This window comes from Mycobacterium sp. UM_CSW (genome assembly GCF_000455205.1).
Classification (GTDB): Bacteria; Actinomycetota; Actinomycetes; order Mycobacteriales; family Mycobacteriaceae; genus Mycobacterium.
This window is the reverse complement of record NZ_AUWQ01000060.1, coordinates 1-18,764: the sequence shown is the minus strand read 5'-3', so window position 1 is coordinate 18,764 and position 18,764 is coordinate 1. Positions and strand designations below refer to the sequence as shown.

Here is an 18,764-nt window from a genome sequence, read left to right as displayed (position 1 = left end):
CATGACGACGATGAACGAAGACACCCGGACGGCTGTGCTTTCCGTGCTGACAAGCATCGCCCCCGAAGTCGAGCCGGATGACATCAGCGACGACGTGCTGCTGCGCGACCAGGTCGACCTCGATTCGATGGACTGGCTCAGCTTCCTTCGCGGCATCCACCGGCGGCTGCACGTCGACATCCCCGAATCGGACTACGGGTCGCTTCGGACACTGGCCGACGTGGTGGGCTACGTCGAAAAGAACTCTTCTGCGTAGGCCTTTCGGCACCTGATCGGCCCCGGCGACCGGGTACAACGACCCTGGCCACCAGCCGGGTTCCGGCCTACCGTCGATGGTGAATCGAAACCTCGGCAAGGAATTGACGGCCATGAAGACGACGGTGGACACGCAGACTCTCAGGCAAGCGGTGCAGCTTGCGTGCCGGGCTCCGTCGGTACACAACAGCCAGCCGTGGCGGTGGGTCGCCGAGGACGGGGCTTTGCGGCTGTTCGTCGACCGCGACCGAACGGTGCCGGGCACGGACCCTTCCGGCCGGGAGGCGATCCTCAGCTGCGGCGCCGCGCTCGATCACCTCCGGGTCACCATGCTCGCCTCGGGATGGGGCGCGGAGGTCGACCGCTTTCCCAATCCGAACGACCCGGACCATTTGGCGACTGTCGAATTCCACCCCGTCGAGTACGTCACGCGCGCGCAGCGCGACCGCGCCAACGCGATCCTGCACCGCCGAACCGACCGGCTCCCGATGGGACAGCCCACCTACTGGGACCTCTTCGAGCCCGTGCTGCGCAGCACGTTCGACGAGAGCCTGGTGACACTCGACGTGCTCCGCGACGACCAGCGCCCCGAGCTGGTCAAGGCGTCACAGCTCACCGAGGCGCTGCGCCGCGACGACGCGTCGTATCACGCCGAACTCGAGTGGTGGACTTCGCCTTTCGCGATAAACGAGGGTGTGCCGCCGGGCGCGCTGTTGTCCGGCAAGGAAATTGGCCGCGTGGACGTGGCGCGGGAATTCCCGGCCCGGACGAAACAAGATCGCCGCCCCGAGGTCGCGGTGGACTGGTCGAAGATCTTGGTGCTGTCCACCCCCGAGGACACCAGGGCGGACGTGCTGCGGTGCGGCGAAGTGTTGTCGACCGTGCTGCTGGAATGCACGATGGCGTTCCTGGCGACCTGCACGCTGACCCATCTGATCGAGCTGGACGAAAGCCGTGACGTCGTGCGCGGTCTGCTGGAACACGACGGCCAGCCACAGGTGCTGATCCGCGCCGGCATCGCGCCGCCGATGGAAGCGGCGCCCGCCCCGACCCCCAGGCGTGCATCGGAGGACGTGCTGCGGATTCGCTAGCTACGCTTGCCCGAACGGCCAAGCGGTTGAATGACTTTGACCTATTGAAGAAGGGTGGCTGATGTCCATAACCGATGACGGCGTGACGATCCTGCCGGAGCACGAATGCTGGGAGCTGATGTCCGGCGTGGCCCTGGGACGACTGGTCACCAGCGTCGACGGCCTGCCCGAGATCTTCCCGGTCAACTTCGTGGTCCAGCACAAGTCGATCCTGTTTCGCACGGCGGAGGGCACCAAGCTGGTCAGCACCGCGATCAACAACCGCGTGCTGTTCGAGGTCGACGAGCACAACGTCGCGGAGGGCTGGAGCGTGATCGTCAAGGGCCGGGCCCGCTCGCTGCGCACCGACGAGCAGATCCAGGAAGCCGAACGCGCACAGCTGTTGCCGTGGCTGACCTCCGAGAAGACCCACTACGTGCGGGTGCTTCCCGACATGGTCACCGGCCGCCGGTTCCGGTTCGGGCCGCCGCTGCTGGGCAGCCGCGACCGCACCTGAGTCATCTCACCAGTCTTTTGCGGCGCGGGCGGGGCAGGAACTCGAGCGACAGCAACACCAGCAGCGCGGCCGGGATGTGATGGGCGCACAAGACCACGTACCGTCGCTCGGCCAGGCAATGGAACTTGTTGAGGTAGCGGTACAGGGACTCCAGCCGGATCAACGGGTCGAGCAGGTGGATCAACCGATACGCGGCCCGTTGCAGCGGCGTCGGGTTCACGGCGTCGAAGATCTCCGGGAAGGCGGCGAACGCCAGCGAAAGCCGGAGCGCTCCACTGATTTTCGCTTCATCGATCATATCCACGCTGAGGCGCTCGTCGACACCGTTCGGGGCGTCGGGGCGGCGGAACGGTGCGTCGAGGCTGACTTCCAGTCCCGCGTCGGCCGTGGTGTAGCGGTGAAACGCCACCACTCGGCCCGACCGATCGCGCGCGATGGCCAGCTTGATGCCGGGATAACAGCCCTGCAGGGCCCCATCCAGGTTCATGCAGAAGCCGCGTTCGGTCCGCGCTGCGCGGTGCGCGGCATACAGCACCTCGGTCAGCTCGGCGGAGAGCGCTTGGTCGAGCCCTTGCTCGTCGACGATCTGCGTGGTGACCCCGCTGTTGCGGGTCCGCTGCACCGCCTGGCGCAGGTTGCGAAAACGCCGCCCCGCCAACGTGAAGCGCGGGACGTCGACGACGACGTCGCGGCCGATCGGCACCGTGATCATCGGCTGCCCGACGACCTCGTTGCGCCACAGGCCGACGTGCCGCTCCCCGGCGGCCAGCACGATGATCTGCCAACCGCGGCTTCGGCACATCCGGACGAAATCCGTTACCAGCCCGTTGAATTGGGTGGCGTCGCCGATCGGGTCCCCACTGACGACGGCGAACCCGAGCCGGGTGCGGTAAGCGATCGCCGCGGACCGGTCCGCGTTGAAATGGTAGCTCTTTGACGAGTGCATGGCGAAGGGCGACAACGGATCCTCGCGAGTGGCGTCCACGAGCGGCCACACCTGATCCAGCAGCTCCGGTTGCGGTTTGGCCGTCGTCGGCAAGACGAGCGCGAGCCCACTGCCGGCGATGAGGAAGTTCCCGAGCACGCCGTACGAGAGGATGTGCGCAAACACGCCAGCGCCCAGCGCGGCGGCGGCGATCAGCGCGTGCCGGGCGGTGACCGGCCGGCCAAGGAAGATGCCGCGTGCAATGAAGGCCGCCGCGGCGAGCAACGCCACCGACCACCCGAACCGCCCGGGGGCGACACGCTCGAAACCGAGGTGTTCGCGCACGGCCAGCAGCAAGAACCAGCCCAGGGCAAAGGCCAGGATGATCACGCTGCCGAGGCGGGCCGCCGCGATATCGCCCCGGAGCAGCACCCGTTCGCGGCCCCGCGGCTCGACGGCGCCGGCGATCAACGGCTGCTCGGACACGGGACTATGGCCCTTGCTCCCTTAAGCGCGCCGCGAGCTCGGCCACCGCCATGCCGACGACTTCCGGCACCGCGCGCGCGACCCGGGGGCTCAAACCGGTCCCGTGACCGGTGTCGGCGACTTCCACCGTCAGCAGCACCAGTTCGTCGGGCACTCGCCCGAGCGCCTCGCCCAGCGCGTGCGTGCGAACGATATCGATGCTGTGCGAACTCAATCCGTCACTAGCCGCCACGTCGCTCAGGCCGCACCGCCGCACGCGGCCCGGCGCCGGCGGCGTCCCGACCGCCGCGTCGATCACCACGGCGAGCGTGGCGCCCGACCACGCCTCGAGCAGGCTCGTCGGTTCGGCGATGTCGGTCACCACGCGAACCGCGGGCAGCGCCAACCGGTCCAGCTCCGTGGCCACGGCAACGCCGACGCCGTCGTCGCCGCGGTAGCGGTTGCCCAGGCCGATCACGACGGTCCCGCCCGACGCCGACGTCATCCCTGTTGCACCGTCAGAGTCAGGAAGTGCGCGGAACACGAGATGCACGGGTCGTAGCTGCGAATCAGCTGCTCGCACAGCGCGGTCAGCGTGGCGTCGTCGAGGGCGAGGTTCCCGGAAACCAGGTTGGCCAGGTCGGCTTCGATGGCCGCCTGGTTCTGGGAGGTGGGCGGGACGATGGTCGCCGCCGAAACCAGCCCGTCCTCGCCGATGCGGTAGCCGTGGTACAGCAGGCCCCGGGGCGCCTCGCTGACGCCGTGGCCGACGCCTGCGCGCGCTGGGACCTCGACGAACGGGCGCGCCGGGCGCTGGTATTCGTCGATGATCCGCAAAGCCTCCTCGATCGCGTAGACCACCTCGACGGCGCGGACGATGATGCTGCGGAACGGGTTTCGGCATTCGGTCGCCAGGCCGGCTTGCGCGGCGGCCTGCGCCGCGACGGGTGAGAGCGCCGAGGAGTTCAGCGAGAACCGCGCCAGGGGTCCGGTCAGGTGGCGGCCGCCGTCGAGCGTCGCGTGCAGGGCGGTGGAGTGGGGCACCTGGGACTCGACGACGTGCTCGGTGAACTCGGCGACGGCAAACGGCGGGCCGGCGCTGCGCGCGATGGCGCCGTTCTCGATCGGGTATCGGCCGGGCGCCGTGAGCGCCAGGAACTCGTGGTCCAGCTCGAGGTCGGGGAACTCGAAGCGCGACACCCATTCGACGGTCGCGAGCGCGTCGTCCAGGGCCCGGCGCAACTGCTCTTCGAGCGGCGCGAAGTCCGATCGCGTTGGCACCGAATAGAATCCGCCCAGCCGCACGTTGACCGGGTGGATCGCACGACCCCCGACGAACTCCATCAGCTGGTTGCCCGCCTTCTTCAGCGAGAGCCCGCGCTCGACGTCGCGCGCGTGGTCGCGCGCCATCCCGATGATGTCGGGGTAGCCGAGGAAATCCGGCGCGTGCAGCAGGTAGATGTGCAGGATGTGGCTGTGGATCCACTCACCGCAGTAGAGCAAGCGGCGCAGCTCGACGAGCTCCTGGTCCACCTCGACGCCGCAGGCGTCCTCGATCGCGTTGCACGCACTGACCTGATAGGCGACCGGGCAGATGCCGCATACCCGTGCCGTCAGGTCGGGCGGCTCGGTGTGGGCGCGTCCGCGCAGGAACGCCTCGAAAAACCGGGGCGGCTCATAGATGTTCAGCTCGACGCTTTCCAGTTGTCCGTCCTTCAACGCGACACGCAGCGCGCCTTCGCCCTCGACGCGCGTCAGCGTGCCCACGCTCAGCGTGCGGGTGGACGGGTTCACTGGTTGCTCCGTTCGGCGGAGAAGGTGGTCACGTTGAACGTCGAGAACACCCGGTCGACGGCACCGTCGGACATGCCATCACGGCGCAGCAGCGGGATCAGCGTCGCGGTTCGCGGCGCCGCCGACGGCCCGAAACAGCCGAAGCAGCCGCGATGGTGCCGGGGGCATAGCGCCCCGCAGCCAGCGTGGGTGACCGGGCCGAGGCACGGAATCCCTTCCGAGACAACGACACACGTGACGCCGCGGAGCTTGCACTCGGTGCACACCGTCTTGGCCGGGATCTGGGGTTTGCGCCCGATCAGCAGGGCCGCGAGGGTGTCGAGCAGCTGGCCGCGGTCGATCGGGCAGCCGGGCAGCTGATAGTCGACCTTGACGTGCGCCGACGCCGGCGTGGAGGTCGCCAGCGTGTCGACGTACTCCGGTTTGGCGTAGACGACGGAGGCGAACTCGGCGACGTCGGCGAAGTTGCGCAGCGCCTGCACTCCCCCGGCCGTCGCGCACGCACCGATGGTGACGAGAACCTTTGACTGCTCGCGGATCTCGCGGATGCGCTGCTCGTCGTGGTGGGTGGTGATCGAGCCTTCGACCAGCGACACGTCGTACGGTCCGCCGACCATCGCGCTGGACGCCTCGGCGAACGTCGCGATCTGCACCTGGTCGGCCAGGGTGAGCAGCTCGTCCTCGCAGTCCAGCAGGGTGAGCTGGCAACCGTCGCAGGACGCGAACTTCCACACGGCCAGTGTGGTCGGGCTCATCTAAAGCTCCTTCACGGAAAGCAGCGGGCCGGCGACGTCGTAGCCGACGACCGGGCCGTCGCGGCACAACAGCAGCGGACCCAGCTGGCAGTGACCGCACCACCCGATTCCGCATTGCATGTTGCGTTCCAGCGACACCCGAATATTGTGGGCGGCAACGCCTTTCGCCAGCAGCGCCTCGGCGCCGAACCGCAGCATGGGCTCCGGCCCGCACAGGAAGGCGGTGGTGTTATCGGGGTCGAGCGTGAGCCGGTGCAGCGGCTCGGTGACCAGGCCGACCTCGCCCCGCCAGCCCTGGACCGGGACGTCGACCGTGACGTGCAGTTCGATCTGCGGGTCGTCGGCCCACTTTTCGAGTTGTTCGGCGAACACGAAGTCCGCCCGCGAGCGCGCGCCGACGATGAGCGTCACCTTGCCGTAGCTCGATCGTCCGGCCAGCGCGCCCAGCACCGCCGGACGCAGCGGGCATAGGCCCACGCCGCCGGCGACCAGGACCAGGTCGCGCCCGACGGCTTCCTGTAGCCCCCAGGTGGTGCCGAAGGGACCGCGGACGCCGATGACGCTGCCGGGTTCGGCGTTGTGCAGGGCCCGGCTCACCGCCCCCACCGCGCGGATGGTGTGGGTGATCGAGCCGTCGGTCACGGTGGGGTCGCCGCTGATCGAGATCGCGGCCTCGCCCACGCCGAACGCGTAGAGCATCATGAACTCCCCCGGCAGCGGCGTCCGCAGCGACTCGTCGACGGGCTCGAGGCACAGCGTCGCCGAATCGGGGCTCTCCACGATGCGGCTGCGCACCCGGTACGGCACCGGCGCCATCGCCGATGCGGGCTCACCCCGCTCAGTCATCGCCCGCCATCTTGTTCATCTCCGCGGTGATGTCGATGCCGGTGGGGCACCAGGCGATGCACCGACCGCAGCCGACGCAGCCCGAGGTGCCGAACTGGTCGTGCCAGGTGCTCAGCTTGTGGGTCAGCCAATGCCGGTAGCGCGAGGCCCCGGACTGGCGCACGCTGCCGCCGCCGTGGACGTAGGTGAAGTCGAACTCGAAGCACGACGCCCAGTGCCGCCAACGCTCGGCGTGCTCGCCGGTGAGGTCGCTGACGTCCTCGGTGGTGGTGCAAAAGCAGGTCGGGCACACCATCGTGCAGTTGCCACACGTCAGGCAGCGGCTGGCCACCTCGTCCCACTGCGGTGATTCCCGCGAGGCGATCAGCAGCTCCCGCAGGTCCGTGTCCGGCATCCGGCGGCCCATGTGGTGGGCTGCTTCCTCGACATCGGCACGCGCGGAAGCGATTTCGTCGTCGCTCGCGGCCCGGTGCGCCACCGCCGCGAGGACGTCGGCGCCTTCGTCGCTGCCGACGTCGACGAGGTACGACGGCGCGTCTCCGTCAAGGCGTTCCGTCAGGGCCAAGTCGTAGCCCGGCCCGGCCGCAGGGCCGGTGCCCATCGATGCGCAGAAGCACAGCCCGCCCGGCTCCGTGCAGTTCACCGCGACGATGAAGGCCCGTCGCCGCCGGCCGACGAAAGAGCTGTCCGGATACTCGGAGCGGCCAAGCACCCCGTCGAGGGTCGAGATCGCGGCCAGGTCGCACCCGCGCACGCCGAGGAACGCGTAGCGTGGCGCTGGCCCGTCAGGGCCCAAAGGTTCTGGCTCGCTCGTCCCGTCCCGGGTGCCGGCCCACAGTCGCTGCCGCGGGGGATGCAGGAATTGTTTGAACGACTGCGGCCCGGCCGAGTGTCCGAAGGCGGCGTCGTCGTCGCGGCGGCGCACCCGGTAGTGCCCGGGAGAGACGTCGACACCCCAGCCGCGCGGCAGCTCGTCCGCGGACTGCAGCTCCGCCAGCACGATCGCGTTGTCCCGCAACGTCGGACCGACTACGCGGTAGCCCCGCTCGATCAGCACCTCGACCAGCCGGTGCAGCCCCGTCGCGTCGAACGACACGACCTGATGGTGTTCGCCGTCTCCGCTCACGGGCACACTTACTCGTTGACCCACTCGACAAAATCGGTCAACTCGCGCCGCGGCGTCGCGGGCAGCGGGTCGGCGTTGATGGGCGCCCAGCCGACCCGAAGCAGCATCTGCGGGTAGTTGCCGCCACCGAAGATGTCCGAGCGAACCAGCTCGCGGGTGTCGGCGATCTCCAGTGGTTCGGTGACCGGGCAACTGGCCAATCCCATCGACGTCGCGGTCAGGAGCACGACGCTGGTGGCCTCGCCGGCCCGCAGCCGCGCCAGCCGGTCGTCGGCCCGCGTGCCCAGCGCGAGCACCACGGCGTTGTCCTCCTCGGAGGACGATTCGGGCGCCTGCGGCAGCGTTGGGCCGGCGAAGAACCGCCCGGGTATCTTCGCCGCGGGGTCCGAGGCCGGCGTGCTGTGCGCGGGAACACCCGCCACCGACGCGTAGCGTCCGCTCCACGCCGTCAGCTCGGCGAGGTAGTCGCGATTGAAGTGCTCCGCAACGGATTCGGCGACGATCTCGTTCAGCTTGTCGAGGTCTTCGACCTGGCACAGCGTCACGCCGTTTCGGGCGGCCCGGGCGGCCATCAGCGCGACGTCGCCGATCGGCACCGGCCAGGAGCTGTAGTGGCGACGGTCGGTTCGGCGCCGCGGTATCGCCGCGGCGAGCGCAATGTCGACGGCGTCGGCCGGGTATGGCGACAACTCGATCGCGGCAAGGTGATTGGGGTCGTCCGGATTCGGCAGCCGGGTCACCTTGGACAGCCAACCGACGGCGGCGAAGGCGACGACGCAGTGATGCAGCGCGGTGCCGCAGCTCAAGATCAGATCCCGGCCGTCCGGGTCGGTGTTGGGCAGCTGGCGTTCGGCGTCCGCGTACAGGTGCACGCTGGTGTCGTCGACCCGCCACCGCCACGGTTGTGTGTTGTGCACCGAGGGGGCGCGGCCCGCCAGGGTCAGGACAGTCCGGACTGTGCCGGCATCCGGAAAGCGCGCGTTCATCGCTGTGGTTCCCTTCGGTAAAGCTTCGTCACATCCACGATCGCGTAATCACGTGGGGCGATGCGAGAGCAGGACGGCACTTGGCAAAAGGACTTTGGGCCAATTGCGGGGCTCGACATGACAAGTCCTAGGCCGCGATGACGGCGACGTAGACGGACAGCTGGTCGCCGACCGTGCGGGCCACCGCCCAATCGCCGACGCGGACCGCCCGTTCGAGATCGTCCGCCAGCGGGCTGTGCGCGCCCAGCTCGGCGAGCCACACCGACACCACGTGTGCGATCTCGTTACCGGGCACCGCGACGGTGCGACCCTCGTGCAGACGATCGGAGACCCGATACAAACGATCCCTCATGGCAGCCCCCTAGATCGGCCTAAGGTTTCATCCGACCACTGCGCTGCGTGCGGTCCGTAGGGCCGAATGGACCCGGCTGGGAGTGCTTCGGTCCCTTCGTTAGCCGGGGCGTTGTGTGGCCGGCCGGCCGCGCGCCGCCAGCGCGCCGGCGAGCGATGTGCCGGCGACCGTCAGCAGGGCGCCGAACATCAACGCCGAGGCTTCGCCCGGGACGAGAAGGTGTTCCTCGGTGCCGATGGTGGCGGCGGCAACCGGCACGCCGAGCTGCGCGGCGGACAGCACCGCCAGCGTCAGCGGCTGGCCGAGCAGTCGTCCCACGCAATGCGCCAGCACGGCACCCAGACCCAGGCCGAGCCCCAGCAGGATGAGCTTGGGGTGCGCGCCCAACTCGCGCACCTGTAGCGAGGCGCCCAGCCAGACGAAGAACAGCGGGCTGAAAAACCCCTCGGTGATACCGAACAGCTGGCGCGCCAGCCGCCGCGGTTCGCCGACCATCGCGATCACCAGACCCAACGCGAAGCCCGCCAGCATGATCGACACGTGGGTGCTGGTTGCCAACGCCGCCAGGGCGAACAACACGACCAGGTTGGTGCGCAATTCCAGTGCGAAGCGCCGCTTTTCGGAGTACTTGTGCAGGCGCTGCCGCAAGCCCTTGCGGTCGGCCGCGCGCAGGACGATGAACACCACCACCGCGCAGGCCGCGATGGCAAGCGCGCCGAGCGCCGCGACCGGCGCCCGGCGCAGGTCAATTACCAAGGGCAGCAACACAATACCGGCGGCATCGGCGATGGCGATCTGTACCGTCACCGACAACACGTCGGGCCCCTGCAGCCCCAGCGAATCGATCACCGGCAGCGCCAGCGCCGCCGACGAGGACGCCATCAGCACCGCGTAGAGCGCGGCGTGCCCGGTGCCGAACGCCTCCCCCAGCGCCACACCGAGGACCGCCGCGGCGGCGCCGACCGCGACCGCGCGCAGCAGCGCCCGCGGCGCCGCCGAGCGCAGCTGGGGGTCGCGGATCGGGACGTGGGTGCCCACGACGAACATCACCAGAGCGAAGCCGATGTTGGCGAGCAATTGCAGGGTCGGGTTGGTGTCGTCGATGATGCCGAAGCCGGTCTTGCCGACGATGAGCCCCGCGGCGAGCTCGCCGATGATCACCGGAATGCGCAGGTGCGGCACGGAGGCCAGCAGCGGCCCGGCGAAACCGATCGCGGTCAGCAGTGCCAGGGTGTGGAAGCCGAACCCGTGCACGTCAGCGGCCCTTCCGCGCGGTCAGCACCAAGTCATTCTGCATCCCGATCCGGCGCCGTCATGCGATGGCGCCCGGAGAGTCCCGCGACGGCCTTTTCCCGCTCTAGGCTGGAAACTCGTCGCTGACCGGCCATCCACACATCTCGAGATGTCGCTTGACGCGTTCGACCTCCTCGGGTGCGGGCATCTGGTCCGTAATTTTGCTGATCATGACCCGGATAGTCGTAGCGTCCACGGGCAGGTCGCCGTGCTCGACGAGCTCAGCCGCGATCTCCATGACCTCCCGATCGGACAAACGCCGACGCAGGACCGCGAGCAACGGGAAGGTGTCCGTGGCCGGAATCCCCGCGGGGTAGCCGGCGCGCAGAAATTGCACAATCCGTGCGATGGCACCGGAAACAGACATCGGCTCTCCTCGGGCGTGGAATATGACTCGGCGCCCGATCTCGACGGCGTGATCGGCGAAGCGTTCGTAGTATCGGCCGAGCAGGGTGACGTCGACGGTGGCGGCCACGCCATGGTTCCACGGCCGGTCAATCATCAGGGTGAACAGCTGGCTGTGCAGCTCGTCCATCATGTCGTCGTCGTGCCGCATTCGCGCAGCGGCGACCGGGTCTCGGGATCGCACGACGTGTCCGGCGACGTTGCTGAGATCGGTGGCGATGCGACCCATTTCGGCGAAGTGACCGATCACCTCTTCAGGCAATGCGCATGCGGGGTAGCGACGGCGTGCGATGTCCGCCACGTGCGACGCCAAAGCACCCATGCGCTCGGCATCGGCGATGTTCTTGAGGTCGCCGATGACCATTCGAAGGTCGCCTGCCACCGGGGCCTGAAGCGCCAACAGCGCCAAAGCCTTCCGTTGGGCGGAGCTGCCGTGCCGTGTGATCTTGTCGTGGTCGTTATGGACACATTCGGCAAGCGACACGTCGGCGTGCAGCACCGCGTGCGTGGCGCGCTGCATCGCACCAGCGGCCCGCGCGCACATGTCAGCGACGGAGGCTGTCAGAGCCTCCAATTGCCGATGGAATGCGGTGCGCATGTGCGCTCACACTAAGGCGGCGGCTGCTGCGCGACAACGACTTTGACTTCTGACAGCACCCGTTGCCAAATCTCGGCCGCAGTCAGGACGCGCTGAACGTGCTCATTCGAAGTCGCAGCCGGGGTTGGGTGCGCTGTCGGAGGTGGGTGCGCCGGCCGGATCGATGTAGGTCACGTCGAGCACCAGTGGCGTCGTCCCCAGATTGCGGGCAAGGTGAACATGCTGTGGCCCCGTCGGATCGGTGATGGCGGCCCCGGGGCCGTAGACGCCGTCTTGCTGACAGTCCGACCCGTAGTGGGTCAGCACGCCTGACTTGATGACGCCGTAAATCTCGCCCTGGTGTGTGTGCCAGCCGGTGCTTCCTTTTGGTGCGACCGTGATTTCGCTGACGATGTAATCCTTGCCGTCGACGGTTTGCTTCGACAGGGTCACCGCGCTGACCCCGATCGGCGGCGTCGCGTGTGCCGTCGCGGGGATCAGGACGGCCGTCGCCAACGCCGCTGACACGAATCCGGCGGTCCGCGCGCGCAAATGGTTCACTGCATCCCTTCCTGTCGGCGCCTTAGGACATTAACGGAATCTGGTCCCGCGAGGCCGGTCTTGCCAGCTCGCGCCCCTTCCGGAAGCGACGAGGTTGGCAGAAGATGACTTATGCGCAGGAAGGAGCCCGCTATGTTTCGCCCAATCTCCATTCGGCGCCGGCTAATCGTCGGTGCGATCGGCGCCGGCGCGGTCGCCGGCACGCTGTTGGCCACAGCTGGGACCGCCGCGGCCGATCCGCCGCCCCGGCCGGCCAACTGCACGGCCGCCGACATCGCCGGTGTCGCAGCGGGTGTCGCCGCGTCGCTGTCGACCTACCTGTACACGCACCCGGACGTGAACGGGTTCTACACCGGCCTTCAGGACCAGCCCAAGGACCAGATCCGCGACAACGTGCAGAACTACTTCAACGCCAACCCGCAAGAGCAGGCCGACCTGGAGAACATCCGTCAGCCGCTGGCCGACGCCCGGCAGCGTTGCCAATGGACTCCGCTGCTGGGCGACAGCAGCGCCACCCCCTAGCGAAGGAGATCGCGATGAATCTGTGGGCGCGGTCGTGGACCGCTGTTGGGGTCACGGTGTTGGCCCTCACGGCGATCCCGGAAATCTATGCCGTCGTGCAGCCCTCCGGCGTGGCCAACGCCGACGTCTGCGCGAGCGTCGGTCGGCGCGTTTCGGTGAGCGGGTGCACCAACGTCGCCGACACGGTCAACACCTACGCCCCGCCGCCGGGCGACTATGCCCCTCTGCCACAAGACTTTCCGCCACCGAACGTCAGTGTGTGCGCCGGGGTGGGCCGACGAATCCACGTGAGCGGCTGCACCTAGCAGCGGTGTGGGCGTCAGCCCCCGGCGAGCGCGCGGTCGGCGAGCGCCGCGATCGCCGGTGCCAACAGCCGGGAGTATTCGAGCGTCAGGTGACCGGCGTCGACGTAGACCAGGGTGTTGCCCACGACGACCGGGCAGCGCTTCGCGGTGCAGAACAGTTCGGAGAGGTCCGCGTACTGCCCGCCGCCGGCTTTGACGGCGGCGGCCTCGGCGGCCATGCCGGGTCGGTCGAACGCGTATGACATGGGCGGCGAGCACGCCGTCGCGTCCTCGAGGTGCTCGGACAGGCAGCCCGGCACCGAGGTGGTCAGGTGCGGAAGCGGCCCGAGCACCAGCACCTTGGCGCCGGTCTCGCGCAGTTGACGCACCAGTCGGGTGAGGCCCTCGTTCCAGGCCGGGTCGTACGAGGTGAAGCCCGAGCGGAATCCGTTGCTGTGGGTGGCGGTGTACCCGCGGAACACGCTTACCATGACGAGCGCGGGGTGCTCGGCGCGGAGCCGGTCCATGATTTGACCGCGCCACTGCCCGCAGCGCTGGATGTACTCAACCAGCGGACTGACCAGTGGGTTGGCGATGGGCAGGTCCATCATCGGGCAGGCCGCCTTGGCCATGGCTTCGAGTCGCCAGGGCCGCTGCGTGCCGATCTGCTGGAAGGCCGGAATCCACATCGACGAATGCGAATCGCCGACCATGGCCACCGTCGTCTTGGAGTTGGTGTCGCCCATCGCGCACTCGGGCTGCCCGGCCTGCAGGGGTGCGCGCAGGCAGCCGTTGAACAACATGGCCCCGATTTCGCCCGCCGCATCGCCGATCGACGGCTTCAGGTTCGACGGCACGGCCTTCACATCGGCCGATGCCGCGACCGCGGCCTGTACCTGCGAGAACACGTTCTGCACCGCCGCGTCGTAGGCCTCGAGGTTGGTCCCCGTCGGGACGGGCCCGGCAGTGATGGTCAGCGGCGTGGCCTGCGCGCCGCGCGCGACCGCGACCGGCATCGGCAGCGAAGACACCCACATCAGCAACGCCACGCCCACACACGCCGCCGCCGACGTGGCCAACCCGCCGACCGCCAGGCTTTTCGCGGGCGACTTGCGCAGCACCGCGGCGTATCGCAACGGGTTCTCGATGAAACGCAGGGTGAGCCAGCCCAGCCCGCCGGAGACGACGACCGCCGCCACGAACCTGCCTGCCAGGCCCAGTGGATGGCCCACGATGATCGGCGCGAACACCAGCACCGGCCAGTGCCACAGGTACCACGAGTAGGACAGCCGCCCGATCGCCCGCATCGGTGACCAGGCCAGGACCCGCCCCGCGCCCCGGTTCGGCGTCGAACAGCCGGCGCCGAGCACCAGCGCGGTGCCCAGGACGGGCAGCAGCGCGGCGCTGCCGGGATAGGGAATGTCCGGGGTGAAAAGGACGCAGGCCCACAGGACCATGGCCGTCCCGACCCATCCCGTGATCACTGCGGCTCGCGCCGGAAGGCGGCTCCAGTACTCGGCGGTCAGGGCCACCAAAGCGCCGACCGCCAACTGCCAGGCCCTGGTGAAGAGCGAGAAGTACGCCGCGAGCGGCATCACGTAGGTGATCAGCAGCGACAGCGCGAAAGACACGGTCGCGATCACCGTCACGAGCGCCAGGTACGGCCTCTTCGACACGGGCGCGTCGGTCTTCGTGCGCCGACGCAGGCGGCGGATCAGCCACGCCGTGCCGACGATCAAAGGCGGCCACAACAGGTAGAACTGTTCCTCCACGCCCAACGTCCAGTAGTGCTGGAACGGCGAGGGCGTGCCGCCGGCGAAATAGTCGACCTGTTGGACGATGAACCAGAAGTTCGGAACGTACAACGCGCAGGCGATGGCGTCCTTCAGGGCGCCTTCGGCCTGCACGACGGGCAGCAAGAGGGCCGCGGCGATCGCGGTGATGACGCCCACCGTGGCCGATACCGGCAGCAGCCGGCGGGCCCGGGCCCCATAGAACTTCCGCAGTCCGATGGTGCCGGTGGTGCTCACCTGGCGCCAGAGCTGCCCGGTGATGACGAAGCCCGAGATTTCGAAGAAGATGTCGGGGCCGACGAAGCCGCCGCTGACACCGGGCATGGAGATGTGAAACCCGAGGATGGCCAGCAGCGTGAAGCCGCGCAAGCCCTCGATATCGTCGCGGAACCCGGTCTCTGCCGGCCGCGCAGCCTGCACCCGTTCGGCGGGGCGAACGGTGTCGGCCTGGCGCGTGGTCACCGGCCTATGGTCCCAGAGGCGCTCCGGCTTGGGACGGAAATGGCCGCGGAGAAACCCTGTGAGACCGTTTCCCCTGCTAGCGGTCCTGACCTTTCCCTCACATCATCGGGGGGAACGGCAGTAGCCAGATCACCGAAGGATCGACGGAGCCTCGGTATTGCGGGCAGTAGGCCGCCACCGAGGCGCCCACGAAGAAGCCGGCATCCCGCCTTGACGAGATGTTCAGCTTCGGGTCGTTCATCACCTTGAGCGCCAGGATGCTCGAGTCTTGGCCTTTGTCGAGTGCGGCGCACACCGCGTGGCCGTGCGCAATTACGGTGTCGCGGCCGCCAGTGTCGATCCCGTAGTTGTCCAGCGCCGCGATGAAGGCGTCATCGCTCGGGTCCGCTGACGCCGGTGCTGGGGGAAGCAGCGCGGTGGCAGACAGCAGCATCGCGCAGACCTTCCACCACTTCACCGAACGGACGTTCATACCGGTCGCGGCCTCCTATCTGTACGGGCGAGGAAAAAGCTTATGAGTCCGGGATCAGCGGACCCAGTGGGATAGAGGGGGCGTCAACAATCCCCGGCGGGAGGTCAGGCCCGGGCGGCTTCGAAGGTTGTGTCGGGCGCGTCGGCGCCGGGGACGGAGACGTCGGCTCTGAAAGTGCCACGCCTGCACCCAGTTCCACGGCGCTCCAACTTAGCCCGGCGGATGCGACCGCCACAGCGATGAGTTTTTTGACCTTCAGCGCATCTCTCCCAGTCTCGATAGCCCACCCATAGCTCAGCCCCTGCCCACCTTGGCCGCCTAGGGCCAAACGGCTCAACCTCGGACGGGCCGCCCACCATTCGCGCGGCCGGGTCGACGGCGGGGGGCGGCGGAGCGCGGCGGCCGAGCACGCATGTGGTCGCGGGCGCGGCTCATCACTTCACCCAGGGTGCGCACGTCGCGGTCGGACAGCGAGTCGAAGAGCAGGTCGCGCACCACCTCGATGTGGCCGGGCAAGACGGCGGCGACCCGGGCACGGCCCGCCTCGGTGATGCTGACGACCGTGGCGCGCTGGTCGTCGGGCGAACTGGCGCGGGTGATCAGGCCTTCCTTTTCCAGCAGTCCGGCCTGGTGAGTCAGGCCGGAGCGGCTGTACACCACCCCGTCGGCCAGGTCGGTCATGGTGAGGGGGCGCTCGGCGTCGGCAAGTTTGGCCAGGATCTCGAACTGCACGTAGCTGAGGCCCCCGTCGGCCTGTAACTGCTCCCGCACCGCGTACTGGAGCAGGCTGACCGCCTCCATCAGCGTGAAGTAGGTCTGCAGCTGGACGGGGTTGAGGGCCTTGACCACGCCTGGAGCGTAATGCTTCGACGTCGAAGTGCCGCGAGTTCTGTTCGTGGGGCTCAGCCTCGGTAGCGCGTGGCGAGTTGGGGGCTTTGCCCGGCGAAGGCGGCGAGGTCCGCCCGGAAGACGGCGTCGAGCAGGCCGGCGTCCTCGACGCCGGGTGCGCAGACCGTCTCGCCCGACTGCAGGCCGTGCAGGCTGGCGGTGACGACGTCGTCGGCGCTCATCCGCGGCACCGCGCTGAGGTCCATGTTCTGGCGTTCGTGGAATTCCGTCGCCACCACCCCGGGGCACACCACCTGCACGACGACGCCGGTCCCCTCGAGCTCCGCGGCGAGGGTCTGCGACATCGTGACGAGGTAGGCCAGTGTTCCCGCGTAGACGGCGCGGCGGGGCATCTGGGAGTGCGGGGCGGGACCGCTGAAGGCGATCATGCCGGCCATGTTGACGATCGCCCCGGTGCCGCGCTGCAGCATCCCGCCGACCGCGGCGCGGGTGAGCATCGTCGGTGCGAGGACTTTCACGTTCACCAGTTCCGCGGCCTTGCCCGCGGGCAGCTCGGCCAACGGCATGTAGTGGGCGACCCCGGCGTTGTTCACCAGCATCGTCAGCGGCTCCGCGGCGCAAATTTCGGCGACCCGCTCGATGTCTTCGCCGGCGGAAAGGTCGGCGACCACGGTTCGGACAGTCACCTCGGGATGGGCGTCGGCGAACTCGGCCAACCGATCCGCGCGCCTGCCGACGATCACCAGGTCGTAGCCGTCGGCGGCGAGGCGTTCGGCGTATGCGCGCCCGATTCCCGAGGTGGCCCCGGTGACGAGTGCGAGCTTGCCCATGATGTGTTCCTTTCTCGGGCTGGATCCCCCTGTCCCAGGCCGCATTGCGCGGCCTGGGCAGCGTGGGCGCGTTACTAGTCGGTGGGGACGAGGATGATCTTGCCGTGCAGGCGGCCCGAGTCGGAGTCCTCGTGCACCGCCGCGGCCTGCTCGAGCGGACGGCGATCGGCGACCTCGATGCGCAGTTGCCCGTCGTCGACGCGACGAACCAGCCCGGCGAGCTGGGCGGCGTCGCTGCGGACGAAGACCCGCTGTGTGCGCACCCCGCGGCCGGGGTTCTGCGGCCCGAAAACCATTGTGCCGACGTGGAATCCGCCGTCGGCAACCACGCCGATGAGGGCTTCGGTCTGCTCGTCGGTGGTGCTGACCAGGTTGAGCACCACGTCGAACGGTGCGCCCTCGACGTCGATCGGCGAGCGGGTGTAGTCGATGTAGTCGACGATGCGGTCCGCGCCCAGGCCGCGCAGCCGCTCGGCGTCGCGCGCCTTGGCGGTCGCGGTGACGACGGCTCCGGCCTGCTTGGCCAACTGAACGGCGTAGCCGCCGACCGCACCGGAGGCGCCGTTGATCAGAACCGACTGACCGCCGGCCAGCCCGGCGATCTCGAACAGCGCCTGCCACGCGGTCAGCGCGGGTTCCGGCAGCGCCGCCGCATCGGCCAACGGCACCGACGTCGGGGCGGCGGCCAGCGATTCGGCCGGCACGAGGGCGAATTCGGCGGCGGCGCCGTCGGCGTCCAGCGGGAGGAACGCCACCACGGCGTCGCCGATGTTCCAGCCCGTCACGCCGTCGCCGAGTTGGGCAATGGTCCCCGCCACGTCGACGCCGGGAATGTGCGGGAAGTCGATCTTGTACACCTCGGCCAGGTAGCCGCCGCGGATGCCGGCGTCCACCGGATTGAACGAGGTGGCGGCGACCTTCACCAGCACCTGCCGTGGGCCCGGAACCGGGCGCGGGGCCTCCTCGACTCGTAGAACGTCGCTACCGCCGTACTCGTGGTACCGCACTGCCTTCATGGTGTCCCTCCTCGGTTAGTTGCTTCGAGTTCGAAGCAGTTACGCTGCCTACAACTCGCTTCGATGTCGAAGCAATTCCGGAAGGTTATGTGATCGTCGTCATAGTCAGGTGACGACCAGCAGCGCGGTCGTGACGAGCATGACGGCGGCCGTGACGCCGTGGACTCCCCACGCGATCGACTTGGAGCCGCCGTTGCGCAGCACGATCGCCGCGTCGGCGAGTGGAATTATGGTGGCGGCCAAGATCGCCCAACCGACCAGGTGGGTCGCGCCGGCGATCATCAGGATGATGACCACCAGGCCCGAGGCGATGTCACGCACGCCCTTGACGCTCAGGTAGGCGCCGACGCCCGGTTGGTCCAGGTCGGGCAGCACACCGTAACCGGCCGCGGCGACGCGCGGCGCGACGAGGAAGCGCGCGCCGATGAAGATGATGCCGGCGGCGAGGAGCCCGGCGAGGACGTAGCCGATGGTTGTGGTGATGGTCATGTCGAGTACTCCGGTTTCGTCAGTGAATTGGTGAAAACGATGTCGGGTCAAGCAATGTCGTCTGAACGTCGACGATGTTCTCGACGTCGAAGCCGGCCATGTCGGCGGCGAATTCCGGGC

The 18,764-nt window shown here is 68.7% G+C and carries 22 protein-coding genes and 1 pseudogene; 5 read left to right on the top strand and 18 right to left on the bottom strand.

Going from position 1 to position 18,764, the window contains the following annotated elements; translation table 11 throughout:
• Nucleotide 1: 1 nt before the first annotated feature.
• From N415_RS20350 to N415_RS20340, 3 genes are all read left to right on the top strand, one after another.
• Complete coding sequence (locus N415_RS20350; RefSeq protein ID WP_068185994.1) at nucleotides 2-256, top strand: phosphopantetheine-binding protein; 255 nt, start codon at nucleotides 2-4, stop codon at nucleotides 254-256.
• Nucleotides 257-368: 112 nt separating this feature from the next.
• On the top strand, nucleotides 369-1,346 hold the full coding sequence (locus N415_RS20345; protein ID WP_068186120.1) for an NAD(P)H nitroreductase: 978 nt from the start codon (nucleotides 369-371) through the stop codon (nucleotides 1,344-1,346).
• 61 nt (nucleotides 1,347-1,407) lie between these two features.
• Nucleotides 1,408-1,842, top strand: a complete 435-nt coding sequence (locus N415_RS20340) for a pyridoxamine 5'-phosphate oxidase family protein (RefSeq protein ID WP_068185993.1) — start codon at nucleotides 1,408-1,410, stop codon at nucleotides 1,840-1,842.
• A gap of 1 nt (nucleotide 1,843) precedes the next feature.
• On the opposite strand, the gene N415_RS20335 is transcribed toward N415_RS20340, so the two are convergent.
• From N415_RS20335 to N415_RS20285, 12 genes and pseudogenes are all read right to left on the bottom strand, one after another.
• A complete protein-coding gene (locus N415_RS20335; protein ID WP_239645635.1) occupies nucleotides 1,844-3,253 on the bottom strand; it encodes a phosphatidylglycerol lysyltransferase domain-containing protein in 1,410 nt (469 codons plus the stop codon).
• 4 nt (nucleotides 3,254-3,257) lie between these two features.
• Nucleotides 3,258-3,737: a hydrogenase maturation protease gene (locus tag N415_RS20330; protein ID WP_068185990.1), complete on the bottom strand. Its 480-nt coding sequence runs from the start codon at nucleotides 3,735-3,737 to the stop codon at nucleotides 3,258-3,260.
• Nucleotides 3,734-5,026, bottom strand: a complete 1,293-nt coding sequence (locus N415_RS20325) for a Ni/Fe hydrogenase subunit alpha (protein WP_068185984.1) — start codon at nucleotides 5,024-5,026, stop codon at nucleotides 3,734-3,736. The genes N415_RS20330 and N415_RS20325 overlap by 4 nt, the downstream gene beginning before the upstream one ends.
• Complete coding sequence (locus N415_RS20320; protein WP_068185980.1) at nucleotides 5,023-5,781, bottom strand: oxidoreductase; 759 nt, start codon at nucleotides 5,779-5,781, stop codon at nucleotides 5,023-5,025. Before N415_RS20320 ends, N415_RS20325 begins: the two co-directional genes overlap by 4 nt.
• The gene (locus N415_RS20315) at nucleotides 5,782-6,597 is read right to left on the bottom strand and encodes an FAD/NAD(P)-binding protein (RefSeq protein ID WP_152531495.1); all 816 of its coding nucleotides are present in this window, start codon (nucleotides 6,595-6,597) and stop codon (nucleotides 5,782-5,784) included. It lies immediately after the preceding gene.
• Nucleotides 6,598-6,619: 22 nt separating this feature from the next.
• Nucleotides 6,620-7,753 carry a 4Fe-4S dicluster domain-containing protein gene (locus N415_RS20310; RefSeq protein WP_239645633.1) on the bottom strand — a complete coding sequence of 378 codons (1,134 nt, stop codon included), beginning with the start codon at nucleotides 7,751-7,753 and terminating at the stop codon, nucleotides 6,620-6,622.
• A gap of 8 nt (nucleotides 7,754-7,761) precedes the next feature.
• Entirely contained in the window at nucleotides 7,762-8,739 is a 978-nt protein-coding gene (locus N415_RS20305) for an NAD(P)H nitroreductase (protein ID WP_068185973.1), read from the bottom strand.
• Nucleotides 8,740-8,866: 127 nt separating this feature from the next.
• Nucleotides 8,867-9,091, bottom strand: coding sequence for a hypothetical protein (locus N415_RS20300; protein WP_068185970.1), 225 nt, complete (start codon nucleotides 9,089-9,091; stop codon nucleotides 8,867-8,869).
• A 99-nt stretch (nucleotides 9,092-9,190) separates the two neighbouring features.
• Nucleotides 9,191-10,345 carry a cation:proton antiporter gene (locus tag N415_RS20295; protein ID WP_068185968.1) on the bottom strand — a complete coding sequence of 385 codons (1,155 nt, stop codon included), beginning with the start codon at nucleotides 10,343-10,345 and terminating at the stop codon, nucleotides 9,191-9,193.
• A gap of 103 nt (nucleotides 10,346-10,448) precedes the next feature.
• Entirely contained in the window at nucleotides 10,449-10,751 is a 303-nt protein-coding gene (locus tag N415_RS32870) for a DUF3349 domain-containing protein (protein ID WP_239645639.1), read from the bottom strand.
• Between the two features lie 6 nt (nucleotides 10,752-10,757).
• Nucleotides 10,758-11,387, bottom strand: a pseudogene (gene phoU / locus N415_RS20290) (phosphate signaling complex protein PhoU); the annotation flags it as partial.
• Nucleotides 11,388-11,489: 102 nt separating this feature from the next.
• Complete coding sequence (locus N415_RS20285; RefSeq protein WP_204366832.1) at nucleotides 11,490-11,927, bottom strand: cupin domain-containing protein; 438 nt, start codon at nucleotides 11,925-11,927, stop codon at nucleotides 11,490-11,492.
• 132 nt (nucleotides 11,928-12,059) lie between these two features.
• Here N415_RS20285 and N415_RS20280 point away from each other — a divergent pair, with 132 nt between their 5' ends.
• Entirely contained in the window at nucleotides 12,060-12,449 is a 390-nt protein-coding gene (locus N415_RS20280) for a heme-binding protein (RefSeq protein WP_068185965.1), read from the top strand.
• 14 nt (nucleotides 12,450-12,463) lie between these two features.
• Nucleotides 12,464-12,754: a hypothetical protein gene (locus N415_RS20275; protein WP_152531492.1), complete on the top strand. Its 291-nt coding sequence runs from the start codon at nucleotides 12,464-12,466 to the stop codon at nucleotides 12,752-12,754.
• Nucleotides 12,755-12,768: 14 nt separating this feature from the next.
• On the opposite strand, the gene N415_RS20270 is transcribed toward N415_RS20275, so the two are convergent.
• The 6 genes from N415_RS20270 to N415_RS20245 all read right to left on the bottom strand — a co-directional run bounded on the left by N415_RS20270 (nucleotide 12,769) and on the right by N415_RS20245 (nucleotide 18,644).
• Entirely contained in the window at nucleotides 12,769-14,988 is a 2,220-nt protein-coding gene (locus tag N415_RS20270; RefSeq protein WP_068185963.1) for an acyltransferase family protein, read from the bottom strand.
• Nucleotides 14,989-15,085: 97 nt separating this feature from the next.
• The gene (locus tag N415_RS20265; RefSeq protein ID WP_068185960.1) at nucleotides 15,086-15,460 is read right to left on the bottom strand and encodes a DUF732 domain-containing protein; all 375 of its coding nucleotides are present in this window, start codon (nucleotides 15,458-15,460) and stop codon (nucleotides 15,086-15,088) included.
• Nucleotides 15,461-15,793: 333 nt separating this feature from the next.
• A complete protein-coding gene (locus N415_RS20260; protein ID WP_068185957.1) occupies nucleotides 15,794-16,309 on the bottom strand; it encodes a MarR family transcriptional regulator in 516 nt (171 codons plus the stop codon).
• 53 nt (nucleotides 16,310-16,362) lie between these two features.
• Complete coding sequence (locus tag N415_RS20255; protein WP_068185956.1) at nucleotides 16,363-17,139, bottom strand: SDR family NAD(P)-dependent oxidoreductase; 777 nt, start codon at nucleotides 17,137-17,139, stop codon at nucleotides 16,363-16,365.
• 74 nt (nucleotides 17,140-17,213) lie between these two features.
• On the bottom strand, nucleotides 17,214-18,155 hold the full coding sequence (locus N415_RS20250) for an NADP-dependent oxidoreductase (protein WP_068185954.1): 942 nt from the start codon (nucleotides 18,153-18,155) through the stop codon (nucleotides 17,214-17,216).
• 105 nt (nucleotides 18,156-18,260) lie between these two features.
• Nucleotides 18,261-18,644, bottom strand: coding sequence for a DUF4267 domain-containing protein (locus tag N415_RS20245; protein WP_068185951.1), 384 nt, complete (start codon nucleotides 18,642-18,644; stop codon nucleotides 18,261-18,263).
• Nucleotides 18,645-18,764: the final 120 nt, after the last annotated feature.